Origin of the sequence: Mesorhizobium sp. M3A.F.Ca.ET.080.04.2.1 (assembly GCF_003952525.1) — a bacterium.
Taxonomy (GTDB): Bacteria; Pseudomonadota; Alphaproteobacteria; order Rhizobiales; family Rhizobiaceae; genus Mesorhizobium.
Window position 1 is genome coordinate 714,575 of sequence record NZ_CP034451.1, and the last position, 25,951, is coordinate 740,525.

Genomic DNA, 25,951 nt, shown 5'->3' on the forward strand with positions numbered 1-25,951 from the left:
CTAGCCCTCAATGCCGAGCTTGGTCTTGACCAACTCGTTCACCGCCTGCGGGTTCGCCTTGCCGCCAGTCGCTTTCATCACCTGGCCGACGAACCAGCCGGCCATGGTGGGCTTGGCGCGCGCCTGCTCGGCCTTGTCCGGATTGGCGGCGATGACATCGTCGACGGCCTTCTCGATGGCGCCGGTGTCGGTCACCTGCTTCATGCCGCGGCTTTCGACGAGTTGGCGCGGGTCGCCGCCTTCGGTCCAGACGATCTCGAACAGGTCCTTGGCGATCTTGCCGGAGATCGTACCTTCCTTGATCAAGTCGATAACGGCGCCGAGCTGATCCGGAGAAACCGGAGCATCTTCAATGTCTTTGCCGGCTTTGTTGAGAGCGCCCAGCAAGTCGTTGATGACCCAGTTGGCGGCAAGCTTGCCGTCGCGTCCGGCCGCCACCTTCTCGAAATAATCGGCGATCGGCTTCTCCGACACCAGCACCGAGGCGTCGTAGGTCGACAGGCCGAGAGAGCCGATCAGCCGCGCCTTCTTGTCGTCCGGCAATTCCGGCAAGTGTCGGGCCAGGTCTTCGACATAAGCTTCGTCGAATTCCAGCGGGAGCAGGTCGGGGTCCGGGAAATAGCGGTAGTCATGCGCCTCTTCCTTGGACCGCATCGAGCGCGTCTCGCCCTTGTTGGGATCGAACAGGCGCGTCTCCTGCTCGATTGATCCACCGTCTTCCAGGATGGCGATCTGCCGGCGTGCCTCGGATTCGATGGCCTGGCCGATGAAGCGGATCGAGTTGACATTCTTGATCTCGCAGCGCGTGCCGAACGCACCGCCGGGCCGGCGCACAGAGACATTGACGTCGGCGCGCAGCGAGCCTTCGTCCATATTGCCGTCGCAAGTACCGAGATAGCGCATGATGGTTCGCAGCTTGGTGACATAGGCTTTCGCCTCGTCGGCGGAACGAATGTCCGGCTTCGAGACGATCTCCATCAGGGCAACGCCCGACCGATTGAGGTCGACATAGGACATGGTCGGGTGCTGGTCGTGCATCGATTTGCCAGCGTCCTGCTCGAGATGCAGGCGCTCGATGCCGACCTCGATGTCCTCGAACTCGCCCTGCCGGTCCGGTCCGACGGAGACGATCACCTTGCCTTCGCCGACGATCGGCTGCTTGTACTGCGAGATCTGATAGCCCTGCGGCAGGTCCGGATAGAAATAGTTCTTCCGGTCGAACACCGACTTGTGGTGGATCGTGGCCTTCAGCCCGAGGCCGGTACGGATCGCCTGCCTGACGCATTCCTCGTTGATAACCGGAAGCATGCCCGGCATTGCGGCGTCGACGAGACTGACATTGGCGTTGGGCGCCGCGCCGAAAGAAGTCGATGCTCCGGAGAACAGCTTGGCTTCCGACGTCACCTGCGCATGCACTTCGAGGCCAATGATTACTTCCCAGTCGCCGGTGGCGCCGGGGATCAGGCGTTTTGCGTCGGGCGTGCGGGTATCGATGATGCTCATGGTGGTCCAGGTCTCGTGTCCGAATTGCCGCGCTTCTTGCGGCGCGGCCTGTCACCCGTTCGCTAGATCAATCGGCCCGGGCTGGCAAGGGAGTCGTCTCTTGACCGAGATCAAGGCATGCCGCTGTCGCCTTGGCGAAACTGACGACAAGGCAAGGAGAGCGACGGACATGAATTTTCTGGGTTATCTGCTTCCCACCGACGTCAGAGCCATCATTGATGGATCGAATGATGCAGTAGATGGGGCGTCGACCGGCAGTTGACGGTCGTCGCGGACCAAGTTGCCGTTACCAATCGCGCTGCCGACCGCTGTCACGCCTGCGGCCATCAGGCCGAATGCGCGACATGGCTCGACAGCCAAGAACAAGCAGACTCTCCCCCCCCGACTATTGCCGCAACGCCGATTTGATTGCGGCTCAGAAGGCAGCCGGCCCGCGCCAGCGCATATCCCCGGACGGCGGGCTGGTACAATAAAGCATCCTGGCCGCAGCCAGTGCATGCCGCCCAGAAGTGTGCAGCGGCTCCGGCAACGACATGCATAAAAACAAAGACTTAAAGCGCGTCGCCTGAATCCGTTTCAGCGCTTTAGGCTGTGGCGATGTAGGCCCGGATCTCCTCGGCCTCGCGCTCGACGTCCTCGATGCGCCGTTTGACCACGTCGCCGATCGAAACAATGCCGTCGAGCTGGCCGTCCTTTTCCACCGGTAGATGACGGAAGCGGCCTTTCGTCATGATCTCCATGACCTCATTGACCGTGTGGCTCTCGTTGCAGATCTTGACCTTCGGCGTCATGGCCGAACGCACTGCAATGTCGAGCGCGCCCTTCCCTTCCCTGGCGAGTACGCGCACGATGTCGCGCTCTGAAAGAATGCCGACGATCTTGCGGTCGCCATTGGTGATGACCAATGCACCGATCCTGTGTTCGGCGAGCATGCGAATGGCTTCGCTCAGCTTTTCGTTGGGCCCGAGCGTCAGCACGTCATGGCCCTTGTGTTCGAGAATTGCCTTAACCGTCATGGCGTCCTCCACTGCCTTGCTCGCCGGCTCCTGCCGTGACCAGCGTTTCAGCTCCAGCGCCCTTGGGAAGGCGCCGGGCGGCTTAAAGCGCGCCGTGGCGCGCTCCAAGCTCATTGTTTTGATGCATGTCGCTCTCCCAAAACCGCTGGCGCTTTCGGGCGACACGCATGGCAGTATCGTGCGCCGTGATCGGCTGCATTTCAAGTGCGCTACGGCGTTAACGCGCCGGCGGCGGACGGTCGAAAAAACGCAGACCGAAAAAGCCGGCAACGAAGCCGCCAATGTGGGCTTCCCAAGCGATCTGGCCCTCGATCCCCGGTGCAAAGCCGAGCAGGCCTGTGGCGAGATTGATCACCATCCAGACGCCCAGAAAGGTCATGACACCGCGCGAGCGCAGCACGATGGCAATCGGCAACGGCTCGCCGGCGAAGGCTGCCTTGCCGCTCGAGCGGTCGATGCGGAAGCCGTAGCGGGCGGCCGCTCCCATCATGCCGGAGATAGCGCCGGACGCGCCGACAAGCGGCGTCTGGCCAAGCGGATGCAGCCCCCAGAACAAGGCCACCGAGGCAAGGCCTGTCGCTGCGAAGAAGAGCGCAAACCGAAACGCGCCGAACCGGTTCGCCAGTGGCGACCCGAAGGCCGCCAGCCAGACCATGTTGATCAAGAGATGCGCCCAACTGCCATGCAGGAAGGCATAAGTGAACGGGCTGGAAAAGGCATAGAAGTCGAGGTCGAAGCGACCGGAATAGCGGATCGGAATGAAGGCCGCGCGAACGAGCAGGTCAAAATCCTGGTCGTCGGTGAGCAGATAGACCCGAACCAGATGGACAGCAACGCAGATCCCGATCACGGCCAGCACCGTCGCAGGCAGGTTGAACACCGGCTCGCGACGCGGTTCAGGGACCTCGGCTGGCTGCGGTTCGATTTCGGGAGGGCTGGCAGGTTCGCTCATGCGCCGTGGCAGTCGGTTGGAGCTCGATTCTGGCCGAGCATCTAGATCAGAGCGGATCGAATCACAAACCGCGAATCGCCACAGCCCTGAGTCGAAGGGGGCCGAATCGTAAACGATGCGAATCAAAAGAAAGCCGTCCAGGGTTTCCCCTGAACGGCCGGTCGAGTCCCCTATCCCCGAAAATCTCGACTGAAGTGCTGCCGATCGTCGCCAGGACGACCGTTTTTGGAGTGGTTTTGGTGTGCCACACGGCCCATTGGCATGCAATGTAAACCACTTGTTAACCTTAACCGCCCCGACCCGTGAACAAGCGTTAACGATACTGGCACGCATCCTGCTCCGCACCGCATGAAGGTCATCGGAGGGCGCCCTGTCTGTTCGCCGATGGGACAGCAAAGAGACAGATTGCGCGGAGCGGAATGGATATGAATCAGAACGGATCAATCACGCTGTTCCAATATTGGAACCAGCTGCGTGATGGCCGCCCTGCCCCGAAACGTTCGGAAGTGGAGCCGGCGGACATCAAGTCGCTTCTGGCCGATACATTCATCCTGGAGCGCGACACTCGAGGCGAAGCCGTGTTCCGGCTCGCCGGCACCAGGCTTTGCGCCTGTTACGGTCGCGAGCTCAAGGGATTTTCCTTTCCTTCACTATGGCGCGACAAGGATCAGCGGCTGGTGTCGCGGCTCATCCACGGCGTCTTCGACCAGAAGACCGCCCTGCTGCTAACCTACGAAGGATTCAGCAGAAATGGTCGCTCCAACAAATTCGAGCTGCTTGCTCTGCCTCTCGACGGCGGCGTCGAGAACCCGCGCTGCCTCGGGATCGTCAGCGCTGCGGAACGGCCCTTCTGGCTGGGCGCGGACCCGCTCGGCGATGCCCTGATCGATTCGATCCGGGTCATCGATCCCGACAAGGAACCGATGTTCCTGAAAAACCGGCCGGCAATCGAGGTGCCTTCGCTCGTGCCATCGGATTTCGATGTTCCCGAAACCATCTCGGCGCTTGGCCGGGCGCGCCGAATCCGCCACCTCGTCGTGCTCGACGGAGGCCGGGAGGAATAGGGCAGTCGCAACCCGCAGCGATGCCCCGGAGGAGACCAGATCGCGTCCAGTTCGAAGGCATATTTCAGGTCAGCCCCGGAAGGCCATCCGCGGCCCTGACGTTAAGTCGATCGTGGCCGGCTTTTCCGTTTGTTAACCTGCTTGGCTGTAGTTTTCGGGGGAGAATCCTCACAAGCTCGTGAGGAATGCCAACGGGGTGTAATCAGACATGAGGTCAGCGGCGGTAGATTACGCGCCGTCCCGGGCTGAACGGCGCAATTTCCAGCGCGTCCGGGTGAAGATCTACGGGCGTTTCATGCTGGAAGACCGCACGGAGCATCCCTGCCAGGTGATCGACATGTCGCCTGGCAATGTCGCCTTGCGCACCGAGCGCATCGGCATGCCTGGCGAGAAGGTGATCGCCTATATCGACCATATCGGGCGCATCGAAGGCATCGTCACGCGCACTTCGGCGGACGGTTTCGCGATGACCGTCATCGCTTCCGACCGCAAGAAAGACAAGCTCGCGGCGCAACTCACCTGGCTCGCCAACAAGCATGAGCTTGATCTGCCGGAAGACCGCCGTCACGAGCGCGTGGCGCCGCGCAATCCGATGAGCGTCTTGCAGCTTACCGACGGTCGCCAATATCAGTGCCGCATCATCGACCTGTCGCTGTCGGGGGCGGCGATCGAAATCGACGTCAAGCCGGCGCTTGGCGTTCAGGTGATGCTCGGAACGATGCGCGGCCAGGTGGTGCGTCATTTCGAGGATGGCGTCGCCATCGAGTTCGCGGTCATCCAGCGGCCTGAAACACTGGACTCCGAATTCAACACGCCGCGCGCCTGACGCGAACGCAACCGGGCAGAACCCAACCGGCCGCAATCGGCCGGTTTTTTGTTGCGTCATTCAGGACAAATCTGCAGCTTCTGCGCTTGCGCCGACCGCGTCTGCGGCCAAGCCCGGCGGGACCAGGTCTCAATGATTTCGCATCAAGATCGGTCAATTTTTATGCTTATTAGACCGGCGTTTTACTCAATGTCTACTTCGGGTCTTTGCGTCAAATAAATCCCATCGTGGCACAGTCTTCTCAAACGGGGAGACTACCAGAATGAGAATGACGAGGGGCAAGCTGTTGCTCTTGGCAATGGCGATGCAGCTTTTCGCCTGGGGGACGGCAAGCGCAGGACCGGTTTTCATGCATACGGGTGGCCGCACGACTCAACCGGTGGGACACTATGAATTCTGCCGGCGCATTCCTGCCGAATGCAACGAAAGGACCGCGAAGGGGCCGCCGGTCGAGCTGACGCGCAAGCTGTGGGCGACGATGATCAGCGTCAACAATTCCGTCAACACCCGGGTCAAGCCGCGCACGGATATGGAGATCTACGGCGTCGAGGAATACTGGGCCTATCCCGACAATGGCTTTGGCGACTGCGAGGACTATGCGCTGGAGAAGCGCCGCGAACTGATGGCTGCCGGTGTCCCCGCCGGCGACCTGCTGATGACGGTGGTGCGCCAGCCGAATGGCGACGGACACGCGGTGCTGACGATGCGCACCAGCCTCGGCGAGTTCGTGCTCGACAATCTCGAGCCCAAGGTGCTGGCCTGGAACAACACCGTCTACACCTATCTCAAACGTCAATCGACCGAGAATTCGGGCGTTTGGGTCACGATCAACGACGGCCGCGAGGATGCCGTCGCCAGCGTTCGCTAGGGTGCGACGAAAAAGCCCGGTCGAGTTCCCACCCTCCCCGTCCCCAACGACCGGGTTTTAGGAGCCGGCCCTGTCCCCGGGCCGGCTCCGCTTTTCTTCCCGAGGGTGCGCCGGACCGACAATGAACGGGCTCTTTATGGGTGAGCCCGACGGGAGCAGAATGAGCCCGTCCAATCCGTTGTCGGATCTTGCTTCATGCTGGAAATCCCTGACGATCGCTGCGAACGTCATCGCCTTTTCAAGGCCATAGACGACGCGTTCAAGACGGGCGATTTCGATGGGCTTGGCAGAGCGCTTGGCGGCTCCCCGCGCTGGTACGATGAGAGAATGCCGTTCGAGCTCGGCCTTGGCCATCCGCTCGAATATGCGGTCTACTGGAGCCCGCTCGCCTTCATCGCGACCTTGCTCGATGCCGGTTCGAACCCGAATTACGAGGATCATGCCGGCTTTCCGTCGATCATTGCGGCGCTGTCGACAGAGCGGCCGGACAAGCACGACATCGTCCGCATGCTGATCGACCATGGCGCGGATCCCAACATGCGCGGCGTGAACGACTGGACGCCCTTGCATTATGCGGTGTCGCTGCGCGACGCCGAGGCGATCCGCCTGCTCCTGGTATCGGGCGCGGATCCTTCGCTTAGAACTCGCATCGACGACTGTGCAACTGCGCTGCAAGGCGCTGACGAGGCGGGTTTTGAAGCCGGAGCGTCACTTCTGCGTGCGGCGATGAACGAGCGCAGTTCGGGTACTCTGAAGCGGCGTTCCCAGCGCGAGAGCTGAGCAGTGCGGACCTGCGTCAGACCGCCTTCAGCCCTGCCTTGAAGCGTTTGCCGTTGGCGACATAGTGGGCGGCCGAGCCGCGCAGCCGGGCGATCGCTGCAGCGTCCAGTTCCCTGACGACGCGCGCGGGCGAGCCGACAATCAGCGAATTGTCCGGGAAAACCTTTTTTTCGGTGACGAGAGCGCCGGCGCCGACCAGCGAATTGCTGCCGATCCTTGCCCCGTTGAGCACGATGGCGCCCATGCCGATCAGGCTGTTGTCGCCGATGGTGCAGCCATGCAGCAGAGCGCGATGGCCGATCGTGCAGCCCTGCCCGATCGTCAGAGCAAAGCCGGGATCGGTGTGCATGACCGTATGTTCCTGCACATTGGTGTCGGCGCCGATAATGATCGGCTCGTTGTCGCCCCGGATGACCGCACCGAACCAGAAGCCGGCGTTGCGACCAACCCTGACATCGCCGATCAACGTGGCGTCCGGCGCGATCCAGTTGGTTTCAACATCCTCGAATTGAGGCGCTCTGCCATCGATCGAATAGACCGGCATCTTCCGTCTCCCGAATCGTCTCAAGCCGAGACGTCGAAAGACCCTAGGTTGCCGGAGGCCCAGGACGCAATGGCGATGAGGACGCCGAGCGCCAGCGCCCAGGCGAGCGCCGTGCAGCCGCATGACAACAGCGCCAGCGCACTGATACGTCCTTCGCGCCGGGCGGCAAGCGCCTCGTTGGTGAGCATGAAGGGGCCGGCGCAGGCGGTTGCCGCGAGCGAGCGCAGGATGTGAGCGGGCGAGACATAAGGCTCGGCAAAGGCCAGCCGGCGGCCACAGACCAGTTCCATGGCGGAGCCCGCGAGGCCGCAAGCCGTGAGGCCAACCGCAAAGGCGTAGAGAAACAGTCCTGCGGAGCCCATCTTTACCAACCGTTTACCATGAAATCGCACAGTCGCAATCGCAGGACGCAGTGCAAAAGCCATGCCGTGCCTGCTGTGCCGGCAAAGGACACTTCGAGAGGCGCGGGATTGGATCGAGGATTGTGATGAAAAAGGCAGCCGCCGCCGACAATCCGGAATTCGAGGTCGTGGATTCTGCTTTCATGAAGCGGGTGTTCTACGCCTTCGCGGCGCTCGCACTGCTTTCGGTCGCAATCAGCGTCAGCGGGAAGTGGCTGGGCCGATCGATCGCCATGGCGGGCTACACGGATGACACGTCCGTCCGCCAGATCGTCATCGGCAACAACGTCGTCGCAGTGCCGGCCAATTACATCCGCTTCGAGCAGGCCAGGGTCGACGGCATCGCCTCGCGCCTCGACCTCTATCTGCGCTATCCCGAAATGGACGGCTACAGCAGCGCCGCGCGCGACGACTTCAACCACGCCGCGACCAAGAAGATCATCTTTATGTCTTTCGAGCCGCGCATGATGTCACGCGACATGAGCGGCCGCTTCGCGCCGATCTACAGCGCCCTGATCGTCAAGCCGGGCACGTCCGGACCGGGCGGAACGACGCTCTATGGTTTTACCGAGAAATCAGGCTATCTCAACGAGGTGCTCGCGGTCGCCGACCGGCCGGGCAAGGATCCCTTCGTCGCCCGCTGTCTGAGCGGGCCCAGTGCGGAGGAATCGCTGGCGCCCTGCGAGCGCGACATCCAGGTCGGCGACGACCTCAGCCTCACCTATCGCTTCCCGCGCGAGCTGTTGGGCAGTTGGCAGGCGCTCGATGCGGCAATCGTCGCCAAGGTGGCAGGCATCCTCAAGCCGGGGCACTAGGTGGCGTGAAAGCGCCGCCCGGATCTCAGTTCAAGCTGTTTCAGCCCGCAGCCATCGCTTCAGGCCAGCCACGTCGCCGTCGCGCACGGCCTTCGCCACACGCCGGCCGACGCTCGCGCCGAACTTGTAGCCATGGCCCGAGCAGGCCGAGACGACCAGGCATTTGCCCTTCTCGTAAGCCAGGAATTTCTCGTCCTCGGTAAATGTGTAGGCGCAGGTGACGACCTCGGTCACCTTGTATTCCGTGATGCGGGCGATCGGTGGCGAGAACAGGTTGCGGATCACCTCGCCCTCGCCCGGCACCGGCTGGCGGTTCCAGTCGGCGTCGCTGGTCGGCACCTTGTGCAGGCCGGAGCCGAACTTCATGCCGGCGCCGCGCGTCAGCGGGATCATGTAGCCGTCGGTGGTACCACCGGTGAGGATCATGGGCGCGACCTCCCACGCGGCCTTGAGGTCGGCCGGCGGGTCCACATAGGCGAGCGCCGTGCGATAGGTCCGCAGTTCGCCGCCCAGTTCCGGAAACAGCTTCAGCACCCAGGCGCCAGCGGTAACGACGATCCTGTCGGCCTGCATCGTCTCACCGCCGGCAAGCGTGATGCGGCCGGCCTCCGCGTCGACTTGGACCACCTTGCTCTTCTCATAGACATTGGCGCGATTGGCGAGCAGCCAGGCGGCAAGGCCCGATGCGATCTTGCGGCAGTGCAAGGCTCCGCCATCTGGCGAGAAAAAGACATAGCGGAATCCCCCCGGCTCCAGGAATGGCCAGCGTTCGACGGCAGCTTCCGGCTCGAACAGGTCGTACGGATAGTTCCCTTCTTCCATGCCCTCACGATATTCCTCCGCCTTGTCGCCAGGCTCGCACGAGATGCAGAGAAAACCGCGCGGGTCGAGGTGGCTTTCGCCGAGATCCGTCCAGAGCTCATTCCACGCCTCATAGGCTTCGCTGATGAGCTGGCCGTAACCGGTGCCGGCGCGGTAGGCGCGGCGGATGATGCGGTGATGATCGCCGGAGGCCGCCAACGGATTTGGGATCGGTCCCTGCTCGACGATCGAGACGCTGTGGCCGGCCTTGACCAGCGACCAGGCGGTGGAAAGCCCCGCGATGCCCGCGCCAACCACGATCACATTCATCAATGACTTCCTTCCCGCTGGCTGAACTCAAAGGCAGAGGCGGCCAACATACGGTCTGGCGACTGACAGGCAAGGCGCGCTAATCATCTGGCATGACCGATTTGATGCCTCCTTATCTCGCCTTTGATCCAGCCAGGAGCCGCCTGCGCCTCGAACCGCACGAGCCGGGATTCGTGCAGAACCCATACGAGGCCTATGCCTTCCTGCACGGGGCCTCGAACGCTTTCTTCTGGGAGGACTACGGCTACTGGTGTTTTGGCGGTTTCGACGACGTCAACCGGCTGCTGCGCGACCGCCGCTTCGGACGCCAGAACCCGGCCGGCATTCCCGACAGCCGTGGGGTCGGCGATGATCGTTCACACCTCGCGGCTTTCGATGCGATCGAGGCCAATTCAATGCTGGAACTCGAGCCGCCGGTGCATACGAGGCTGCGGACATTGGTCAACCGCGCCTTCGTCTCGCGCCAGGTCGAGCGGCTGCGACCACGCATCGAGACCTTGGCCAACCAACTGATCGACCGGTTCGAGCCTGGCGGCGTCGACCTTCTGCCGTCCTACGCCTCGCCCCTGCCGATCACCATCATCGCCGAAATGCTCGGCGTCCCGGTGGAGATGGGCCCGCAACTGCTCGACTGGTCGCATCGGATGGTCGCCATGTACATGCATGGCCGCACGCGCGAGGTCGAGGACACTGCCAACCGCGCCGGCCGCGAGTTTGCGACGTTCCTGCGCGGCTATGTCGCCGAGCGGCGCAGGAAACCGGGTGACGATCTGCTGTCGCTGCTGATCGAGGCGCAGGACAATGGCCAGAAGCTTTCCGAAGACGAGCTGGTTTCCTCGGCGATCCTGCTGCTCAACGCCGGGCACGAGGCTACCGTGCATCAGACCGGCAACGCGGTGCGTTCAATCCTGGCGCAGGGCGGCGACCCGCGTCGCTTCTTCTCTACGCCGGAAGCAAACGCAGCCACTGTCGAGGAATGCCTGCGCTTCGATGCGCCGCTGCACATGTTCCTGCGCTACGCCTATGAAGAGATGGAGGTTGCTCCGGGCATCTTGCTCAAGCCCGGCGAGAAGATCGCGCTGCTGCTCGGCATGGCCAACCATGACCCTCTGGCGTTTGCCGAGCCGGCCAGGTTCAACCCGATGCGCACGGACCAGAAGAACGTCTCCTTCGGCGCCGGCATCCATTTCTGCATCGGCGCTCCGCTGGCGCGGCTCGAACTGCAGGTGTCATTGAAAACGCTGTTTGACCGGCTGCCAAAGCTGCGTCTGGCGGACACGCCGCGCTTCCGCGACACCTATCACTTTCATGGGCTGGAAACGCTGGCTGTCGGCTACTGATGCCAAGGTCTGTTTCACCCCGAGGGGTACACGGCAGCCGCTGCCGACCGTCCCTTTAGAGTTTGATCACATATTCCTTGCGGGTCGTCTCGAGCACTTCCCAGGTGCCCTGGAACCCGGGCCTCAGCACGAAACTGTCGCCGGCGCGCACGGTGCGCGCCTCGCCGCCATTTTCAGTGATCACCGATACGCCCGACAGGATGTGGCAGAACTCCCATTCGTCATAGGCGATGCGCCATTTGCCGGGCGTCGCTTCCCAGATGCCGGCATAAAGACTGCCGTCCCGTTCTTCGACATTCCAGGTGCGGAACTTTGGGTCCCCGGAGATCAACCGGTCCGGCGCCGGAGCGCCGACCTCCGGCACCACGGTTTCGGTATTGACTTCAAGGAAGGCCGCCATGCGATCAGACCTTGTCGAGCGCCTGCTCGAGATCGGCGACGATGTCGTTGACGTCTTCGATGCCGATCGACAGCCGAACCGTGTCCGGTCCAGCGCCGGCCTTGATCTTCTGCTCGTCGGAAAGCTGACGATGCGTGGTCGAGGCCGGATGGATGACCAGCGACTTGGTGTCGCCGACATTGGCCAGGTGCGAAAGCAGTTCGAGCGCCTCGACGAACTTGACGCCGGCCTCGTATCCGCCCTTGAGGCCGAAGGTGAACACGGCGCCGGCGCCCTGCGGCGAGTATTTCTTCTGCAGCGCGTTGTTCTTGTCGCTCGGCAGTCCGGGATAGTTCACCCACGCGATCTTCGGATGGTTCGAAAGCCAGGCGGCGACGCTCACTGCGTTGTCGCAATGGCGCTGCATGCGCAGCGGCAGCGTTTCAAGACCTGTCAGGATCAGAAAGGCGTTGAAGGGCGAGATCGCCGGGCCGATGTCGCGCAGGCCGAGCACGCGCGCGGCGATGGCAAAGGCGAAGTTGCCGAAGGTCTCGTGCAGCACGAGGCCGCCATATTCGGGGCGCGGCTCCGACAGCATCGGGTATTTCCCGGACTTGGACCAGTCGAACGTGCCGCCGTCGACGATGGCGCCGCCGATCGAATTGCCGTGGCCGCCGATGAACTTGGTCAACGAATGCACCACGATGTCGGCGCCGTGCTCGATCGGCCGCACCAGATAGGGCGAGGCAAGCGTGTTGTCGACGATCAGCGGCAGGCCGTGTCTGCGCGCGACATCGCCGATCTTCTCGATATCGACGAAGATGCCGCCGGGATTGGCGAGGCTTTCGATGAAGATCGCCTTGGTTCTGTCATCGATCTGGGTCTCGAAGGTCGAGAGATCGTTGACGTCGGCCCAGCGGACCTCCCAGCCATAATTCTTGAAGGCGTGGCCAAACTGGTTGATCGAACCGCCATAAAGCTTGTTGGCTGCGATGAAATTGTCGCCCGGCTGCATCAGGTTATGGAAGACGAGCACCTGTGCGGCGTGGCCGGAGGCAACCGCAAGCGCCGCGGTCCCGCCCTCGAGCGCAGCAAGGCGTTCCTCGAGAACAGCCTGCGTCGGGTTCATGATGCGGGTGTAGATATTGCCGAAGGCCTTCAGCCCGAACAGCGAGGCGGCGTGATCGGCATCGTCGAAGACATAGGAGGTGGTCTGATAAATCGGTGTGGCACGCGCGCCGGTCGCCGGATCCGGCTTGGCGCCGGCGTGAACGGCGAGCGTATTGAAACCGGGCGTACGGGTCATCGAAGCCTCCCTCTCAAACTTGCGAAAATCGACCTTGCAAAAATCGTCGGGCATTCTTGGCCAAGCGCGGTCGTGAATGCAAAGAAGAAAATACCTTTCGGCGCTGGATCTGCGCCGAACGCCCGGAAAAATCCATCTCCTTCCGGAATAATTTTGCGGCGCGCGTCTACTTCTGTCGCACGCCGAAGCTCTGAAAGCCCTGTCGCATCAGGGGCTTCTTCGACGACAGCACGCCGGAATTGACGCCGGTCCAGCCGATCTCGCCTGACAGCTTGCCATATTCGATCTTCGGACAGCGGTTCATCACCACCTTGATGCCGGCGGCCTCGGCGCGAGCGGCCGCCTCGTCATGGCGCACGCCAAGCTGCATCCAGATGACCTTCGGCAGCGGATCGAGTCTCAGCACCTGGTCGACGATGCCCGGAATTGCCGCCGAGCCGCGAAAAATGTCGATCATGTCCACCGGCTGCGGCAGGTCTGCCAGGCTGGCATAGACGGTGCGGCCCAGGATCTGCTTGCCGGCATGACCAGGGTTGATCGGGAATACCGAAAAACCCTTCGCCAGCAGATATTTCAGCACGAAATAGCTCGGCCGCACATCGTTGGGCGATGCGCCGACCATGGCGATCGTCTTTACCGAGTTGAGGATACCGGCAATGTAATTGTTGTCGTACGCGTCATGGTTCATGGCTCGTCCTCATACAGCGCTTCGGCGAGAAAGGCAGCCGGATCGCTGCAGAAGTCGCGCATCATGCGAAAATGATCGGTGTCTCCAAAATCGGTCGGATCAAGGCCGAAGCGGGTGACGCGGAAGAGCCGCGCATTCGGACAGGCCATCAGCAACGGCGAGTGCGTGGCCATGATCACCTGTGCGGTGCCGGACTGCTCCATCCGTTGGAGCAGCTTGAGCAACTCGATCTGGCGCGTCGGTGAGAGCGCGCTTTCGGGCTCGTCGAGGATGTAGATGCCCTGCCGGCGGCAGCGCTCCTGGAAGAATCGGATAAAGCCCTCGCCATGCGACCATGACAGGAAATCCGGAGGTGCCCCGCCAGAATCCAGCGCCGCCTGGTCGAGGTAGCGGGCGACGGAGTAGAAGGATTCGGCACGAAAGAACCAACCCGCGGTGACCTTCGGCAGCCAATGAGCCCGAAATGTATCGGCGAGTGCGGCGCCGCTCTTGTCGATGGCGGTGGAATGGTCGACCGGCCTGTAGCCCTTGCCGCCGCCGGCTTCGTCGTAACCGGCCAAAGCACCAATCGCTTCCAGCAGCGTCGATTTACCGGTGCCGTTCTCGCCGACGATGATAGTGATGGCGGTCGAGAATTCGAACTCGAACTCACGGCTCTGAAAGATTGGAAGATTCCAGGGGTATCGGTCCCAATCGGCCACCCGCGACGGCTCGAGCAGGATGCGTTTCAGATAGGGCGCTTTCAGCCGTGTCAGTTGCTTGCGGGCAGGCACGTCGAACCTTCAATGATGGGAAAGCGCTGCTATCGGGCCTGCTATTCATCGGTCCATTCTGGCTTGCGCTTGCCGATGAAGGCGCCGATGCCTTCCTCCGCGTCACGCGCCAGCATGTTCTCCACCATCACGCGGCCGGCGTAGGCATAGGCGTCGGACAGCCCCATTTCGGCCTGGGCGTAGAAGGTTTCCTTGCCAGTCTTGACCACCAAAGATGATTTTGAGGCAATGGTTTGCGCGTATTTGTTGACAATCTGATTCAGATATTCGCGCGGCACGATGCGGTTGACCAGGCCGAATTCCTTGGCGGTCGCGGCATCGATCGTCTCGCCGGTGAGCAGCATCTCCATCGCCTGCTTGCGCGAAACGTTGCGCGACAGTGCCACCATCGGCGTCGAGCAGAAAAGGCCGATGTTCACACCCGGCGTGCAGAAGGTCGCCTCATGCGAGGCAATGGCAAGGTCGCAGCTGGCGACAAGCTGCAGCCCGGCCGCCGTGGCAAGACCATCGACCTCGGCGATCACCGGCTTCGGATGACGAACGATCGTCTGCATCAAACCCGCACAGGCGGCGAAGGTCTGTTCGAAGAAGGCGCGGCCGCGATCGGCGTCGGCGCGGTGCGCGGTCATTTCCTTGAGGTCGTGGCCGGCGCAGAAAACCTTGCCGGACGCCGCCAGTATGATGACCCGAACGGATTTGTCGGCCTTCACGCAATCGAATTCGGCTTGCAGCGCCGCCATCGTCGCCAAGGACAGCGCATTGGCCGGCGGACTGGCAAGCGTGAGGCGCAATACGCCATTGTCCCGGCTGACAAGAACCGAACCATCGACGGCGGCCGGCTTCATGGCGACGATTTCAGCCACTTTCAAACCCTCTTGATCAGCGCTCGCTGGGCATGGAGCAACAGAACTAGCACGCTGCCGATTGAAGAACAGCCGCGAGGCGTGTTTTCTCGCTCGACATCATTTGGTCCAGCCGCCCTGCCTTACAGCATCATATAGGACGCCGCCGATGCCTGCCCAAACCAATCTGAAGCCGGTGCTCACCGCGACGGAGGTCAACCGGCTGATGGCAAGCGTCTATCCGCAGCTCAACGACCAGTTCTCCTTCTATGAGGCGCTGGAGGTTTTTCCCGGCGGCTGCACCGTGCGGCTCAATGCCGACGACCGGCATCTGCGTCCTGGCGGCACTGTGTCCGGTCCGTCCCTGTTCACGCTGGCGGACATCGGCGGCTATGTCTGTGTGCTATCTCATGCCGGTCCGGATGCGCTTTCGGTGACCACCAACCTCAACATCAATTTCATGCGTAAGGCAGAGGCCGGTCCGATCGACGGCCATTGCCGCATCCTCAAGCTCGGCAAGAGCCTGATGGTGTTCGATATTGACATGGTCGCCGGCCCGGACCGGCACACAGTGGCGCATGCCACAGGCACCTATTCGATCCCGCCGAAGCGAGCGTCACCCTAGGTTTGGGTATATTTCCAAAGGGATAGGCTATTCTCTTGGTTGCCAAGCCGGACACCCACTTTCGGGATCACCCTCCCGGAACGATAGATTAGATCTGGCAGGCGATTGACGCGGAATCCAGCTTGCGGTAAAATAATACCATAGAGATAACGAACTGTTTTTGCTTGATTTAACGCAAGCGACAGAGTTTTCCGGCGCCTTGACGTACCCGGTACTCTCGCCTATAAGCCCCTCCGAAGCAGCGGCCCGCAACGGCCGCCGTTTTGTTATTGGCGGATGGCTCTAGCCGCTCCGTCAATCCAAGCAACAAGAAACGCCTTTCATGTCCTTGCGGATAGGAAGGTCAACCCGAGAGCAAAACCATGGCTACCTTTTCGCAGAAGCCTGCGGATGTGGTGAAGAAGTGGGTGCTGATCGACGCCGAAGGTCTCGTCGTCGGCCGCCTCGCCACTGTCATCGCCAACCATCTGCGCGGCAAGCACAAGCCCACCTTCACCCCCCATGTCGACGACGGCGACAACGTCATCGTGATCAACGCCGACAAGGTGGTGTTCACCGGCAAGAAGTACACCGACAAGGTCTACTACTGGCACACGGGCCACCCCGGCGGCATCAAGGAGCGCACCGCGCGCCAGTTGCTCGAGGGCCGTTTCCCCGAGCGCGTCGTCGAGAAGGCCGTCGAGCGCATGATTCCGCGCGGCCCGCTTGGCCGCCGCCAGATGAAGAATCTTCGCGTCTATGCAGGCGCCGAGCATCCGCACACCGCCCAGCAGCCCGTCACGCTCGACGTGGCAAAGCTGAACTCCAAGAACAAGAGGGCCTCGTAATGGCTGAGCTTTCCTCGCTCGCAGAACTCGGGACTGTCACGACCGCCGCGCAGCCGGCCGCGCCCGTTCATGTCCAGAAGCTCGACAAGTCGGGCCGCGCTTATGCCACCGGCAAGCGCAAGAACGCCATCGCGCGCGTCTGGGTGAAGCCGGGTTCCGGCAAGATCATCGTCAACGACAAGGAATTCGCGAGCTATTTCGCGCGTCCGGTGCTGCAGATGATCCTCAACCAACCGATCGTCGCAGCCAACCGCGCCGGCCAGTACGACATCGTCGCCACCGTCATCGGCGGCGGCCTCTCGGGCCAGGCGGGCGCAGTGCGTCACGGCATCTCCAAGGCGCTGACGTACTACGAGCCGGCGCTGCGCTCCGTGCTCAAGAAGGGCGGATTCCTGACCCGCGACAGCCGCGTCGTCGAGCGCAAGAAGTACGGCAAGGCGAAAGCCCGCCGCAGCTTCCAGTTCTCGAAGCGCTAAGCGTTTTGGATGCAAGTTTCTCGAAGGCCGCCTCCGGGCGGCCTTTTTGTTTGGCGCAGTTATTGGCCGCGTCCGGCCGGTGACTTGATGTAGTCGATGAATGCTCGCAGCGGTGCAGGCACCAGACGCCGGCCGGGATAATACAGGAAGGGCCCCGGGAAGCTCTGCCACCAAGGCTTCAACACAGGTTCGAGCGCGCCGCTCTCGAAATGCGGGCGCACCCAATCCTCGAAGAGCCACAGAATGCCAACGCCGGCGATCGCTGAATCGACCGCGAGATCGACACCGCCACCGATACCAACGACCAACGGTCCCGTAGGATTCACCCGTACCACTTCGCCGTCCCGCTCAAATTCCCAAGGCGTCATTGCCCCGCTGGGAAAGCGGCCGCGCAAACAGGCATGGCTGAGCAGATCGCGCGGATGCTGTGGCCGGCCATGCCGTTCGAGATAGGCCGGCGCCGCGGAGGTGGTGAAGCGCTGCACGCGCGGGCCGATCGGAACCGCGATCATGTCCTGCTCCAACCGCTCGTCATAGCGGATGCCGGCATCGCAACCGGCTGCCAGCAGATCGACAAAACTCTCCTCGGCGATCACCTCCAGGCGAATGGCAGGATTGGCAGCCAGAAAGCCCGGTACGATCTTGGGCAGGACCAGCCGTGAGGCGCTTATCGGCACATTGAGGCGCAAGGTCCCGGCGGGCCGATCGCGAAAACCGTTGACGACATCGAGCGCTGCCTCGACCTCACCCAGCGCGGGGCCGAGCCGTGCCAGCAGACTCGATCCGGCATCGGTGAGGGCCACGCTGCGGGTGGTGCGGTTGAATAGTCTGACGCCTAGTTGCGTTTCCAGTCGCCGGATCGCTTCGCTCAGCGCCGAAGCACTGCTTGCCGTTGTGCGTGCTCCCTCGCGAAAGCCACCGGCGCGGGCCACCGCCAGAAATGCCTGGAGATCATTGAAGTCGGCCATTGTTCGACATTCCGCACAAGCTGTCTCGATTATAGGCAATTATCGAAACAGCGAACATGCCTTATTTCCCTATTCGAGCGACAAGGAGAAGCAGCATGTCCAGCATCGACAAATCGGGTACTTACAAGCTTGGTGACCGCCCAGTCCGCAGACTCGGCTATGGAGCGATGCAGCTTGCAGGCAAAGGGGTGTTCGGCCCACCGTTGAACCATGACGCAGCCGTCGCCGTGCTACGCGAGGCGGTGGCATGCGGGGTGAATCATATCGATACGAGCGACTATTACGGTCCGCATTTCACCAATCGGCTGATCCGCGAAGCGCTGGCGCCCTACCCCGACGAGCTCACTATCGTCACCAAGATCGGCGCCCGCCGCGGCAACGACGCGTCCTGGCTGCCGGCCTATTCACCGGAGGAACTTACCCGGGCCGTGCACGACAACCTCAGCAATCTCGGACGCGACATGCTCGACGTGGTCAATTTGCGCATCATGTTCGGCATCCACGGCCCCGCCGAGGGTTCGATCGAGGCGCCGCTGACGGTGCTGGCCGAACTGCAGCGCAAGGGTCTGGTGCACCATATCGGCTTGAGCAACGTCACCCGCGCACAGATCGCGGAGGGCCGCAGGATCTGCGAGATCGTCTGCGTGCAGAACCAGTACAACCTGGCGCATCGGAACGACGACGTGCTGATCGACGAGCTTGCCCGTGAAGGCATCGCCTATGTGCCGTTCTTCCCGCTCGGCGGCTTCAACCCATTGCAGTCCTCGACACTGTCCAGTGTCGCGGGGCGGCTCGGCGCCACACCCATGCAGGTGGCGCTTGCCTGGCTGCTGCGGCGCGCGCCGAACATCCTGCTGATCCCAGGTACGTCATCGGTCGCGCATCTACGGGAGAACCTGGCGGCGGCGGAGCTCGAATTGACGGACGAGGTGTTGAGCGAGTTGGACGGAGTCGCCAAAGCAGCGTGACTAGCTGTGAGCTTTCGGGAGGTTGTCCATTCGGACCGGACCGAGGAGACTGGAGTTACCACGCTTCAGCATCCATCGGAGGATCCGAATGAACATCCATAAGAATGCCCGTCTCACACCGCTGCGTCGAGAGGAGATGGCGCTGTCGGTGATAGAAGGCGCTTTCTCCAAAGCCCATGCGGCGCGTGTCTACGGCGTGTCGGCCAAGATCGTGGCGCGCTGGGTCGAGCGCTACAAGTCCGAAGGGCGGGCCGGCATGATCGACCGTTCCTCGCGGCCCGCCCATATGCCGCAGGCCACCGCTGCGTTGATCGCCGAGCGCATCATGGCGCTGCGGCGGCAACGTTGGACCGGCAAGCACATCGCCCATGAGGTCGGCGTCTCGCCCGCCACCGTTAGCCGGGTTCTCAAGCGTGCCGGACTGTCGCGGTTGCGGGATATCGAACCGGCCGAGCCGATCCGACGCTACGAGCGCGAGCATCCTGGCGAGATGATCCATATCGATATCAAGAAGCTCGGTCGTTTCGAGCGCATCGGTCATCGCATTACCGGCAAGCGCACCGGCAATGCCAGCTCGCGCGGCAGCAGTTGGGAGTTCGTCCATGTCTGCATCGACGACGCCTCCCGCATCGCCTTCTCGCAGATCCTGCCCGACGAGAAAAAAGAAAGCGCCATCGCCTTCCTCAAGGCGGCGGTGGCCTACTACGCCAGCCTCGGCGTCACGATAGCCCGCGTCATGACCGACAACGGCTCCTGCTACAGATCAAAGGCCTTCGCCAAGGCCTGCCGCGATCTCGGCCTCAAGCACGTCAGGACAAGACCCTATACACCCAAGACCAATGGCAAGGCCGAGCGCTTCATCCAGACAGCACTGCGCGAATGGGCTTATGCCATCGCTTATCCGACTTCAGATCACCGCGCCGCAGAGTTGCCGGTCTGGCTGCACAGATACAATTGGCACCGTCCCCACGGGAGCCTAAAGTCCAAAACACCTATCAGTCGCCTCGCTCTAACCGAGGACAACCTGTTGAGGCTCCACAACTAGCTAATCTCTCCTCTTGTGGGGGAGATGACTGGCAGGCCAGAGGGGGGCGCGAAGGAACGCCAACACGAAGGCCCGAGGTGAGCGAAATGCCCCGAAATGCAAGCAGCGATTGACCGGACAGGCCGGCGGGACAGCGCCCCCCTCTGCCCGGCCGGGCATCTCCCCCACGAGGGGGGAGATCGGCGGTGTCCGCGCCGTGCTCTAATTAATACTGGCGGTACGCGCCGGCTCAGCCGGTTTCACGTCCGTCGAATAAGGCACCCGATAACCGTTGGCTGTGAGCCAGTCGATGGCCGCTTTCGGCTCGTCGGTCTGGATGATGGTGGCGCCGCGGTCGGCCCAGAAGCCCCAGCTTTCGCGTGGCATGCCGGCGGCGACCGCGAGTTCATCGCCGCGGCCGCCGGCGAGATAGCCGCCCGGCTTGTTGACGATGGCGTAAGTGTCGGCCCAGAGGTGCCAATCACCCCTCACCGCTTCCGCGCGCATGCGGGTGCTGAACAGCGGGCCGCCGGTCGCGGTCAGCATCTCGGCACCGTTGCGCCAGTTGATCAGCTCGACCGCCCGGGGGGAGAACGCCCGGCCTACTTCGTGCGCGAAACCCGCGTCATGCACGGCATCATCAGCAAGAATCGGCATGAACTGGAAGCCGCCGCCAGCCTCGGCAAGTGCTGTGTGGGCCGCGTCGATGCGCTGGCGGCTCCAAAGGTTCTCCTTGACGATTACCTGATCGGTCATGCCGAGATCCCGGGCAACCGCGATCATGCCGGGCAGATCCTTCACCTCCAGCTTGTTATCGAGGTTGATCAGGATCCGGTCCCTGGTCGCCGTCAGCATTTCACGCAGCGTCGACACCGTCTCATTGGTCACGGCATCGGTGCCTTCGACCACCAGCCGGCATTTTTTCAGTTCGGCAAGCGTGTAGTTCACCACCTCGCCCTTGCAGGTGGTGGTGCGGTCGAGCCAGCTGTCATGCATGATGACGAACTCGCCGTCCTTCGAGCGCCTGACGTCGACCTCGACGATCTCTGCGCCTACCTCGATCGAACCTTCGACCGCGGCGAGCGAATTCTCGGCATAGAGCGTTTTGCCGGCCTGCATGCTGCCGGCGCGGTGGGCTGCGATCATGACATGGTCGCGCCATTGGTTGGCATGCCCGAAGCGATCGAGGATTTGGGCAGTGCGTGTCTCGCCGGCTAAAGCCTGGCCGCAGACGGCAGCAAGCGTGGCAGACAAAATGAGGCTCAGCCAGAGGGTTCGCATCGGGGAATCGCTCCGTTCCGGGTCGGCACCCGGTTAGGCGATGCCCATGACAGGCCGGTGAACGAAGCCGGCTAGCTGTTCAAGCGGAAGGCCTCTCAAACCCGCTTGGCGAGGCGACGGAACCAGGCCAGCGCCGGCATTTCGACGAAGCGCCAGGTGAACCAGGAAGAAACAATAACGCCGATCAACATTGTCATCAGTGCCGCGAATCCGATCCAGGGCGAGCCCAGGCCGAAGCCGGTCACCTGATCGCCGCGCAGTGCAATGTCGCCGACAATTCCGAGGCCGAGCTTGCGCTCGATCAGACCGCCGACATTGATCATGCGCGCCTGCACGAAGATGTGGACCATGTAGATCGAGTAGGAAAGCGAGCCGAGCAGGAGCATCGGACGGCTGCGCAGTAGACTGCTGATCCAGCCACCCTCATGCGCGAAGAGATAGAGCGCCAGCGCAAAGACAACCGGGGCTGCGATGCCGGCGTCGTTTGACCCGGCGACCGAGACGAAGACCCCGATCACCGCAATCATGGCAAGCTCAGCCAGTGTCCAGGCGATACGCCCTGCCCCGTCCGCGAGCGCCTCTCGCGCCTCTGCAATGGAATCGTGCTGAAACCAGGCAAGCAGCGCACCGAGCGAGAAGCCGTAAAGGCAGCGGATGAAGCCGAAATCGAAGGACACGTCCATATGACGCGTCGAGAAGGCAAGCAGGAAGAGCGGCGCGGTCATGGCTGCGGCGATGAACCATATCCAGGCGCGCCCGCTTGCCGCGAAGACGACGGCGGCAAACAGCAGATAGGCGAAGAACTCGGCCGAAATGCTCCAACTCGGTGCGTTCCAGCTGAGATGATCCTCGACGCCCATGCCCTGCAACAGGAACACATTGGCAGCGAGACTTCTCAAGTCGAAACCGCCGGTGAAGGGCGCCGCACCCGTGCCGCGCAGCGCCGGCAGCACAAGCCGCAGCGTCTCGAATGCAGCGAAGGCCGCAAGCATCACCAGGTGCAACGGGTAGATGCGGCCAAAGCGCACGAGCGCGAAACGGGCAAGCGCGCCCGGCTCGCCAAGCCGGCTGGCATAGGAGCCGGCAATGACAAAGCCCGAGAGCACGAAGAAGAAGTCCACGAACAAATAACAGCCGCCGACAAAGGTGCTCCGCGAAATCATCGACGTCGTCGGAAAATGAAACAGTGCCACCAGCAGCGCGCAAATGCCGCGCCAGGAATCAAGCACCTTGAAACGCTCGCCTGCCACCGTACCGGCGCGGGCGGCCGCCGGTGCGGGCGCGAGATTGAGCAAGGCGGCCTCAGTCATAATGGTACAATCCTGTGTTGCAATGGCACCCGAGGAAGCACCATTCCGTCTCCGTAAGCTGTGACTGGCATGTTGCGTGCCGGTTCTGTAGTTGTGGCTGCCCGATGACCTGAGGACACGCGATGCCGAACAAGAACATCGACCACGCCTTCACAGCCCGCTCCCGGACCGGTGCCTCCTTCGAGCCGACCTATGCCGGCGCGCTGTCGTTCATGCGGCGCAAATACACCAAGGATGTGAAGGGCGCGGACGCTGTCGTGTGGGGTATTCCATTCGATGCCGCCGTCACCAACCGGCCCGGCGCCCGCTTCGGGCCGCAGGCGATCCGGCGCGCCTCGGCGATCCTCGACAACGATCCGCAATACCCGTTCTCGCGCGACCTGTTCGAGCATCTTTCGGTCGTCGATTATGGCGATTGCCTTCTGGACAGCGGCAACCACCAGAAGACACCCGGCACGATCGAGCGCGAGGCGGCCAGGATCTTGAGATCAGGGGCCTTCCTTCTGTCGCTCGGCGGCGATCATTTCGTCACCTGGCCGCTGCTCAAGGCGCATGCGGCGATCCATGGACCGCTGGCGCTGGTGCAGTTCGATGCGCATCAGGACACCTGGCCCGACGACGGCAAGCGCATCGACCACGGGTCTTTCGTCGCTCGGGCGGTGAAAGAAGGCATCATCGATCCCGACCGCTCGATCCAGATCGGCATCCGCACGCATGCGCCGGAAACGTTCGGCATCAAGATCCTTTATGGCCACGAGGTTGAGGAAATGCGGGCGTCCGATATTGCTTACGCGATTGTCGAGCGCACCGGCGGCAGGAAAACCTATCTCACCTTCGACATCGATTGCCTCGATCCGGCCTTCGCGCCAGGCACCGGCACGCCGGTAGCCGGCGGCCCATCCTCGGCCAAGGTGCTGTCGACGCTGCGCCAACTCGGCCAGATCGATATTGTCGGCGCCGACGTCGTCGAGGTTGCGCCGGCCTACGATCATGCCGATATAACGGCAATCGCGGGATCGATCATCGCCATGCACTATCTCGGCTTGGTGGCCGAGCGAAAGGCACGGCTTGAAGACTTGAACAATGGCAATCAAGCCGTGCTGCATGAAGCACACGGTATATAGTCTTGAATTCGCAAGGAATTTGACAAGTGACGAAACCGAAGATCTTCATTGACGGCGAGCATGGAACGACAGGCCTGCAGATCAGGGCGCTGCTGGCCGACCGCGACGACCTGGAGATCATCTCCATTCCCGCCGAGCGCCGCAAGGAAGCTGCGGCGCGCGCCGAATTCCTCAATGCCGCGGACGTCGCGATCCTCTGCCTGCCGGATGCAGCTGCCAAGGAAAGCGTGTCGCTGATCGAGAACGACACCACGAAGGTCATCGACGCCTCGACCGCTCATCGCGTGGCCGAAGGCTGGGAATATGGCTTTGCCGAAATGGACAAGCACCAGGCAAAGAAGATCGCCGGGGCGAAACGCGTCGCCAATCCAGGCTGCTGGCCGCAAGGCCCGATCGCGACGCTGCGTCCGCTGGTTTCGGCCGGCCTGCTGCCCGCCGACTTTCCGGTCGCTGTCAACGGTATTTCCGGCTATTCCGGCGGCGGCCGGCCGATGATCGAGGACTATGTCGGCAAGGGCGAGGACGCGCCGGAATTCCTGCCCTACGGCCTCACTCTGCAGCACAAGCACGTGCCGGAGCTAAGGACCTATGCGAAGCTGTCGCAGGATCCGATCATGCAGCCGGCGGTCGGCAATTTCGCGCAAGGCATGATCACCGTCGTGCCGCTGCAGCTCGGCGGCCTGAAGCGGGTTCCGACAGGCGCGGAACTGCATGCCGCGATCGCCGACCATTTCGCCTCGATCGACGGCGGCGTTGTCGAAGTCGCGCCCTACACCCACACGGAGCGCGTCCCGGAGATTGATCCGGAGGCTTATAACGGCACCAACCGGATGAAGGTCTATGTGTTCGCCAATGACGAGCGCGCGCAGGCGCTGCTCATGGCCGTCTACGACAATCTCGGCAAGGGTGCCTCCGGGGCTGCTGTGCAGAACCTGGACCTGATGCTCGGCATCAAGCGCTGAGCAGCAATGCTTCTTCCCAGGGTGCTGGGAAGTCGAGATGTCAGCTTCCGATCTTGACCTCGTGCGGCAAGGGATAGGCACCCTTGGTGCCACGCCAGTGCGCGGCAGCGAAACCGAGAACGATCAGGGCGAAGCCCTGATGGGTCAGCGCCAGATGCAACGGCACCTGCATCAGCAGCGTGCCGATGCCGATCGATGCCTGCGCCAGCACCAGCAGGAACAACAGCGCGCCGCGGCGCGCATGCGTGGTGCCGCGCCGGCGGCGCCATGTCGCGATCATGTGCCATAGCGCCACGATAAAGAGCGTGTAAGCGCCGAGGCGGTGAACGAACTGCACCGTCTTCGGGTTCTCGAAGAAGTTGCGCCAGGCTGGTTCGAGCAGCAGAAGATCGGACGGGATCACCTTGCCATCCATCAGCGGCCAGGTGTTGTAGCTGAGGCCCGCGTCGAGCCCGGCGACAAGGCCCCCTAGATAGATCTGGATCAGGGCCAGAAGCACGATGAACCCGGCAAGGCGTTGGGTCGAGCGGTCAGCGGCCGGTTCTGAATGCGGCGCCAAGCCTCGCGCGACCACCATGGTGGCGGTGAAGATCAGGGCCGCGATCGTCAGGTGCGTCGCCAGCCGGTACTGGCTGACCGAGACGCGATCGACCAGACCCGACGCCACCATCCACCAGCCTATAGCGGCCTGCAGGCCGAGGAGCAGGAGGATGCCGACGAGCTTTCGTCCAAGGCCGCCCTCGATACGCCGCGTCGCCCAGAAGAAAATCAGGGGCAAGGCAAACACGAAGCCGATGACGCGAGCAAGAATGCGGTGCGCCCATTCCCACCAGAAGATCGACTTGAAGGCCTCGATGCTCATGCCCTTGTTGAGTTCGGCATATTGCGGGATCTGCTGGTAGCGCAGGAACTCTTCCTGCCACTCGGCGTCGTTGAGTGGCGGGATGACGCCGTGGATCGGCTGCCATTCGGTGATGGAAAGGCCGGATTCGGTCAGCCTGGTGGCGCCGCCGACAACCACCAGCACGAACAGCATGAGCAGCACGACGTAGAGCCAGCCGCGCACCAGCGCCCGGTTGTGCAGGTCGCGATCGCGGGCGGCATAAGGGGCGGCAGCGGTGACGGCAGCCATGGGCGATATCCCGGCAAGTTTGAACC

The 25,951-nt window shown here is 62.5% G+C and carries 30 protein-coding genes; 15 read left to right on the plus strand and 15 right to left on the minus strand.

Going from position 1 to position 25,951, the window contains the following annotated elements; genetic code table 11:
• On the minus strand, positions 1 to 1,503 hold the full coding sequence (gene gatB / locus EJ074_RS03345) for an Asp-tRNA(Asn)/Glu-tRNA(Gln) amidotransferase subunit GatB (RefSeq protein WP_095807313.1): 1,503 nt from the start codon (positions 1,501 to 1,503) through the stop codon (positions 1 to 3).
• A gap of 100 nt (positions 1,504 to 1,603) precedes the next feature.
• Between gatB and EJ074_RS30070 the strand changes: the two genes are divergently transcribed.
• Positions 1,604 to 1,765 (plus strand): hypothetical protein, encoded by a 162-nt coding sequence (locus EJ074_RS30070; RefSeq protein ID WP_245420410.1) that lies wholly within the window; start codon positions 1,604 to 1,606, stop codon positions 1,763 to 1,765.
• Complete coding sequence (locus EJ074_RS30075; protein ID WP_245454790.1) at positions 1,762 to 1,911, plus strand: DUF6455 family protein; 150 nt, start codon at positions 1,762 to 1,764, stop codon at positions 1,909 to 1,911. Before EJ074_RS30070 ends, EJ074_RS30075 begins: the two co-directional genes overlap by 4 nt.
• Positions 1,912 to 2,087: 176 nt before the next feature.
• Here EJ074_RS30075 and EJ074_RS03355 read toward each other — a convergent pair whose 3' ends face one another.
• Positions 2,088 to 2,519, minus strand: a complete 432-nt coding sequence (locus tag EJ074_RS03355) for a CBS domain-containing protein (RefSeq protein ID WP_095807492.1) — start codon at positions 2,517 to 2,519, stop codon at positions 2,088 to 2,090.
• 217 nt (positions 2,520 to 2,736) lie between these two features.
• Entirely contained in the window at positions 2,737 to 3,471 is a 735-nt protein-coding gene (locus EJ074_RS03360; RefSeq protein WP_095807312.1) for a rhomboid family intramembrane serine protease, read from the minus strand.
• A gap of 425 nt (positions 3,472 to 3,896) precedes the next feature.
• Here EJ074_RS03360 and EJ074_RS03365 point away from each other — a divergent pair, with 425 nt between their 5' ends.
• The 4 genes from EJ074_RS03365 to EJ074_RS03380 all read left to right on the plus strand — a co-directional run bounded on the left by EJ074_RS03365 (position 3,897) and on the right by EJ074_RS03380 (position 7,009).
• Positions 3,897 to 4,535, plus strand: a complete 639-nt coding sequence (locus tag EJ074_RS03365; protein ID WP_095807491.1) for a PAS domain-containing protein — start codon at positions 3,897 to 3,899, stop codon at positions 4,533 to 4,535.
• Between the two features lie 208 nt (positions 4,536 to 4,743).
• Positions 4,744 to 5,361, plus strand: coding sequence for a PilZ domain-containing protein (locus EJ074_RS03370; RefSeq protein WP_095807311.1), 618 nt, complete (start codon positions 4,744 to 4,746; stop codon positions 5,359 to 5,361).
• A gap of 262 nt (positions 5,362 to 5,623) precedes the next feature.
• Entirely contained in the window at positions 5,624 to 6,229 is a 606-nt protein-coding gene (locus EJ074_RS03375) for a transglutaminase-like cysteine peptidase (protein WP_095807310.1), read from the plus strand.
• Positions 6,230 to 6,424: 195 nt separating this feature from the next.
• Positions 6,425 to 7,009 carry an ankyrin repeat domain-containing protein gene (locus EJ074_RS03380; RefSeq protein ID WP_095807309.1) on the plus strand — a complete coding sequence of 195 codons (585 nt, stop codon included), beginning with the start codon at positions 6,425 to 6,427 and terminating at the stop codon, positions 7,007 to 7,009.
• A 16-nt stretch (positions 7,010 to 7,025) separates the two neighbouring features.
• Here EJ074_RS03380 and EJ074_RS03385 read toward each other — a convergent pair whose 3' ends face one another.
• Both EJ074_RS03385 and EJ074_RS03390 read right to left on the minus strand, forming a co-directional pair.
• On the minus strand, positions 7,026 to 7,553 hold the full coding sequence (locus tag EJ074_RS03385; protein ID WP_095807308.1) for a gamma carbonic anhydrase family protein: 528 nt from the start codon (positions 7,551 to 7,553) through the stop codon (positions 7,026 to 7,028).
• A gap of 20 nt (positions 7,554 to 7,573) precedes the next feature.
• Complete coding sequence (locus tag EJ074_RS03390; protein WP_129552772.1) at positions 7,574 to 7,915, minus strand: hypothetical protein; 342 nt, start codon at positions 7,913 to 7,915, stop codon at positions 7,574 to 7,576.
• 125 nt (positions 7,916 to 8,040) lie between these two features.
• On the opposite strand from EJ074_RS03390, the gene EJ074_RS03395 reads away from it, so the two are divergent.
• Positions 8,041 to 8,769, plus strand: coding sequence for a hypothetical protein (locus EJ074_RS03395; RefSeq protein WP_095807306.1), 729 nt, complete (start codon positions 8,041 to 8,043; stop codon positions 8,767 to 8,769).
• A gap of 30 nt (positions 8,770 to 8,799) precedes the next feature.
• Here the strand turns inward: EJ074_RS03395 and EJ074_RS03400 are convergent, their stop codons facing one another.
• Positions 8,800 to 9,900 carry an FAD-dependent oxidoreductase gene (locus tag EJ074_RS03400; protein ID WP_095807305.1) on the minus strand — a complete coding sequence of 367 codons (1,101 nt, stop codon included), beginning with the start codon at positions 9,898 to 9,900 and terminating at the stop codon, positions 8,800 to 8,802.
• Positions 9,901 to 9,992: 92 nt separating this feature from the next.
• Between EJ074_RS03400 and EJ074_RS03405 the strand changes: the two genes are divergently transcribed.
• Complete coding sequence (locus EJ074_RS03405) at positions 9,993 to 11,240, plus strand: cytochrome P450 (protein WP_095807304.1); 1,248 nt, start codon at positions 9,993 to 9,995, stop codon at positions 11,238 to 11,240.
• Positions 11,241 to 11,295: 55 nt separating this feature from the next.
• Here EJ074_RS03405 and EJ074_RS03410 read toward each other — a convergent pair whose 3' ends face one another.
• From EJ074_RS03410 to EJ074_RS03430, 5 genes are all read right to left on the minus strand, one after another.
• Complete coding sequence (locus tag EJ074_RS03410; RefSeq protein WP_095807303.1) at positions 11,296 to 11,640, minus strand: cupin domain-containing protein; 345 nt, start codon at positions 11,638 to 11,640, stop codon at positions 11,296 to 11,298.
• A 4-nt stretch (positions 11,641 to 11,644) separates the two neighbouring features.
• Complete coding sequence (locus tag EJ074_RS03415; protein ID WP_095807490.1) at positions 11,645 to 12,925, minus strand: O-acetylhomoserine aminocarboxypropyltransferase; 1,281 nt, start codon at positions 12,923 to 12,925, stop codon at positions 11,645 to 11,647.
• A 166-nt stretch (positions 12,926 to 13,091) separates the two neighbouring features.
• The gene (locus EJ074_RS03420; RefSeq protein WP_095807302.1) at positions 13,092 to 13,613 is read right to left on the minus strand and encodes a CoA-binding protein; all 522 of its coding nucleotides are present in this window, start codon (positions 13,611 to 13,613) and stop codon (positions 13,092 to 13,094) included.
• Positions 13,610 to 14,386, minus strand: a complete 777-nt coding sequence (locus EJ074_RS03425) for an AAA family ATPase (RefSeq protein ID WP_095807301.1) — start codon at positions 14,384 to 14,386, stop codon at positions 13,610 to 13,612. The genes EJ074_RS03420 and EJ074_RS03425 overlap by 4 nt, the downstream gene beginning before the upstream one ends.
• A gap of 41 nt (positions 14,387 to 14,427) precedes the next feature.
• A complete protein-coding gene (locus tag EJ074_RS03430) occupies positions 14,428 to 15,249 on the minus strand; it encodes an enoyl-CoA hydratase (RefSeq protein ID WP_095807300.1) in 822 nt (273 codons plus the stop codon).
• A 148-nt stretch (positions 15,250 to 15,397) separates the two neighbouring features.
• On the opposite strand from EJ074_RS03430, the gene EJ074_RS03435 reads away from it, so the two are divergent.
• The 3 genes from EJ074_RS03435 to rpsI all read left to right on the plus strand — a co-directional run bounded on the left by EJ074_RS03435 (position 15,398) and on the right by rpsI (position 17,156).
• Entirely contained in the window at positions 15,398 to 15,853 is a 456-nt protein-coding gene (locus EJ074_RS03435) for a PaaI family thioesterase (RefSeq protein WP_095807299.1), read from the plus strand.
• 362 nt (positions 15,854 to 16,215) lie between these two features.
• Positions 16,216 to 16,680, plus strand: coding sequence for a 50S ribosomal protein L13 (gene rplM, locus EJ074_RS03440; RefSeq protein ID WP_040983169.1), 465 nt, complete (start codon positions 16,216 to 16,218; stop codon positions 16,678 to 16,680).
• Positions 16,680 to 17,156 (plus strand): 30S ribosomal protein S9, encoded by a 477-nt coding sequence (rpsI, locus tag EJ074_RS03445; RefSeq protein WP_095807298.1) that lies wholly within the window; start codon positions 16,680 to 16,682, stop codon positions 17,154 to 17,156. The genes rplM and rpsI overlap by 1 nt, the downstream gene beginning before the upstream one ends.
• A 59-nt stretch (positions 17,157 to 17,215) precedes the next feature.
• Here the strand turns inward: rpsI and EJ074_RS03450 are convergent, their stop codons facing one another.
• Positions 17,216 to 18,124 carry a LysR family transcriptional regulator gene (locus EJ074_RS03450; RefSeq protein ID WP_095807297.1) on the minus strand — a complete coding sequence of 303 codons (909 nt, stop codon included), beginning with the start codon at positions 18,122 to 18,124 and terminating at the stop codon, positions 17,216 to 17,218.
• Positions 18,125 to 18,219: 95 nt separating this feature from the next.
• Here EJ074_RS03450 and EJ074_RS03455 point away from each other — a divergent pair, with 95 nt between their 5' ends.
• Complete coding sequence (locus EJ074_RS03455) at positions 18,220 to 19,092, plus strand: aldo/keto reductase family oxidoreductase (protein WP_095807296.1); 873 nt, start codon at positions 18,220 to 18,222, stop codon at positions 19,090 to 19,092.
• 88 nt (positions 19,093 to 19,180) lie between these two features.
• Positions 19,181 to 20,137, plus strand: a complete 957-nt coding sequence (locus EJ074_RS03460) for an IS481 family transposase (RefSeq protein ID WP_129552773.1) — start codon at positions 19,181 to 19,183, stop codon at positions 20,135 to 20,137.
• A gap of 201 nt (positions 20,138 to 20,338) precedes the next feature.
• Here EJ074_RS03460 and EJ074_RS03465 read toward each other — a convergent pair whose 3' ends face one another.
• Together EJ074_RS03465 and EJ074_RS03470 are read right to left on the minus strand one after the other, a co-directional pair.
• On the minus strand, positions 20,339 to 21,397 hold the full coding sequence (locus EJ074_RS03465) for a glycerophosphodiester phosphodiesterase family protein (protein ID WP_095807295.1): 1,059 nt from the start codon (positions 21,395 to 21,397) through the stop codon (positions 20,339 to 20,341).
• A gap of 95 nt (positions 21,398 to 21,492) precedes the next feature.
• Positions 21,493 to 22,707, minus strand: coding sequence for an acyltransferase (locus tag EJ074_RS03470; RefSeq protein ID WP_095807294.1), 1,215 nt, complete (start codon positions 22,705 to 22,707; stop codon positions 21,493 to 21,495).
• A 122-nt stretch (positions 22,708 to 22,829) separates the two neighbouring features.
• Between EJ074_RS03470 and speB the strand changes: the two genes are divergently transcribed.
• Positions 22,830 to 23,831 carry an agmatinase gene (gene speB / locus EJ074_RS03475; protein WP_095807293.1) on the plus strand — a complete coding sequence of 334 codons (1,002 nt, stop codon included), beginning with the start codon at positions 22,830 to 22,832 and terminating at the stop codon, positions 23,829 to 23,831.
• Positions 23,832 to 23,857: 26 nt separating this feature from the next.
• On the plus strand, positions 23,858 to 24,793 hold the full coding sequence (gene argC, locus EJ074_RS03480; RefSeq protein WP_095807292.1) for an N-acetyl-gamma-glutamyl-phosphate reductase: 936 nt from the start codon (positions 23,858 to 23,860) through the stop codon (positions 24,791 to 24,793).
• Between the two features lie 40 nt (positions 24,794 to 24,833).
• Here argC and EJ074_RS03485 read toward each other — a convergent pair whose 3' ends face one another.
• On the minus strand, positions 24,834 to 25,925 hold the full coding sequence (locus EJ074_RS03485) for a COX15/CtaA family protein (RefSeq protein WP_095807291.1): 1,092 nt from the start codon (positions 25,923 to 25,925) through the stop codon (positions 24,834 to 24,836).
• Positions 25,926 to 25,951: the final 26 nt, after the last annotated feature.

What these genes read in the sequence shown, in the direction of transcription:
- EJ074_RS03415 (WP_095807490.1), bottom strand. Translation starts at nt 12,925, where the DNA reads ATGACCCGTACGCCCGGTTTCAATACGCTCGCCGTTCACGCCGGCGCC.
- EJ074_RS03395 (WP_095807306.1), top strand. Translation starts at nt 8,041, where the DNA reads ATGAAAAAGGCAGCCGCCGCCGACAATCCGGAATTCGAGGTCGTGGAT.
- EJ074_RS03485 (WP_095807291.1), bottom strand. Translation starts at nt 25,925, where the DNA reads ATGGCTGCCGTCACCGCTGCCGCCCCTTATGCCGCCCGCGATCGCGAC.
- EJ074_RS03420 (WP_095807302.1), bottom strand. Translation starts at nt 13,613, where the DNA reads ATGAACCATGACGCGTACGACAACAATTACATTGCCGGTATCCTCAAC.
- EJ074_RS03370 (WP_095807311.1), top strand. Translation starts at nt 4,744, where the DNA reads ATGAGGTCAGCGGCGGTAGATTACGCGCCGTCCCGGGCTGAACGGCGC.
- rplM (WP_040983169.1), top strand. Translation starts at nt 16,216, where the DNA reads ATGGCTACCTTTTCGCAGAAGCCTGCGGATGTGGTGAAGAAGTGGGTG.
- EJ074_RS03380 (WP_095807309.1), top strand. Translation starts at nt 6,425, where the DNA reads ATGCTGGAAATCCCTGACGATCGCTGCGAACGTCATCGCCTTTTCAAG.
- EJ074_RS03465 (WP_095807295.1), bottom strand. Translation starts at nt 21,397, where the DNA reads ATGCGAACCCTCTGGCTGAGCCTCATTTTGTCTGCCACGCTTGCTGCC.
- EJ074_RS03385 (WP_095807308.1), bottom strand. Translation starts at nt 7,553, where the DNA reads ATGCCGGTCTATTCGATCGATGGCAGAGCGCCTCAATTCGAGGATGTT.
- EJ074_RS03405 (WP_095807304.1), top strand. Translation starts at nt 9,993, where the DNA reads ATGACCGATTTGATGCCTCCTTATCTCGCCTTTGATCCAGCCAGGAGC.
- EJ074_RS03360 (WP_095807312.1), bottom strand. Translation starts at nt 3,471, where the DNA reads ATGAGCGAACCTGCCAGCCCTCCCGAAATCGAACCGCAGCCAGCCGAG.
- EJ074_RS03470 (WP_095807294.1), bottom strand. Translation starts at nt 22,707, where the DNA reads ATGACTGAGGCCGCCTTGCTCAATCTCGCGCCCGCACCGGCGGCCGCC.
- EJ074_RS03365 (WP_095807491.1), top strand. Translation starts at nt 3,897, where the DNA reads ATGAATCAGAACGGATCAATCACGCTGTTCCAATATTGGAACCAGCTG.
- EJ074_RS03400 (WP_095807305.1), bottom strand. Translation starts at nt 9,900, where the DNA reads ATGAATGTGATCGTGGTTGGCGCGGGCATCGCGGGGCTTTCCACCGCC.
- EJ074_RS03375 (WP_095807310.1), top strand. Translation starts at nt 5,624, where the DNA reads ATGAGAATGACGAGGGGCAAGCTGTTGCTCTTGGCAATGGCGATGCAG.
- speB (WP_095807293.1), top strand. Translation starts at nt 22,830, where the DNA reads ATGCCGAACAAGAACATCGACCACGCCTTCACAGCCCGCTCCCGGACC.
- rpsI (WP_095807298.1), top strand. Translation starts at nt 16,680, where the DNA reads ATGGCTGAGCTTTCCTCGCTCGCAGAACTCGGGACTGTCACGACCGCC.
- gatB (WP_095807313.1), bottom strand. Translation starts at nt 1,503, where the DNA reads ATGAGCATCATCGATACCCGCACGCCCGACGCAAAACGCCTGATCCCC.
- EJ074_RS03450 (WP_095807297.1), bottom strand. Translation starts at nt 18,124, where the DNA reads ATGGCCGACTTCAATGATCTCCAGGCATTTCTGGCGGTGGCCCGCGCC.
- EJ074_RS03435 (WP_095807299.1), top strand. Translation starts at nt 15,398, where the DNA reads ATGCCTGCCCAAACCAATCTGAAGCCGGTGCTCACCGCGACGGAGGTC.
- EJ074_RS03455 (WP_095807296.1), top strand. Translation starts at nt 18,220, where the DNA reads ATGTCCAGCATCGACAAATCGGGTACTTACAAGCTTGGTGACCGCCCA.
- EJ074_RS03460 (WP_129552773.1), top strand. Translation starts at nt 19,181, where the DNA reads ATGAACATCCATAAGAATGCCCGTCTCACACCGCTGCGTCGAGAGGAG.
- EJ074_RS03410 (WP_095807303.1), bottom strand. Translation starts at nt 11,640, where the DNA reads ATGGCGGCCTTCCTTGAAGTCAATACCGAAACCGTGGTGCCGGAGGTC.
- EJ074_RS03390 (WP_129552772.1), bottom strand. Translation starts at nt 7,915, where the DNA reads ATGGGCTCCGCAGGACTGTTTCTCTACGCCTTTGCGGTTGGCCTCACG.
- EJ074_RS03355 (WP_095807492.1), bottom strand. Translation starts at nt 2,519, where the DNA reads ATGACGGTTAAGGCAATTCTCGAACACAAGGGCCATGACGTGCTGACG.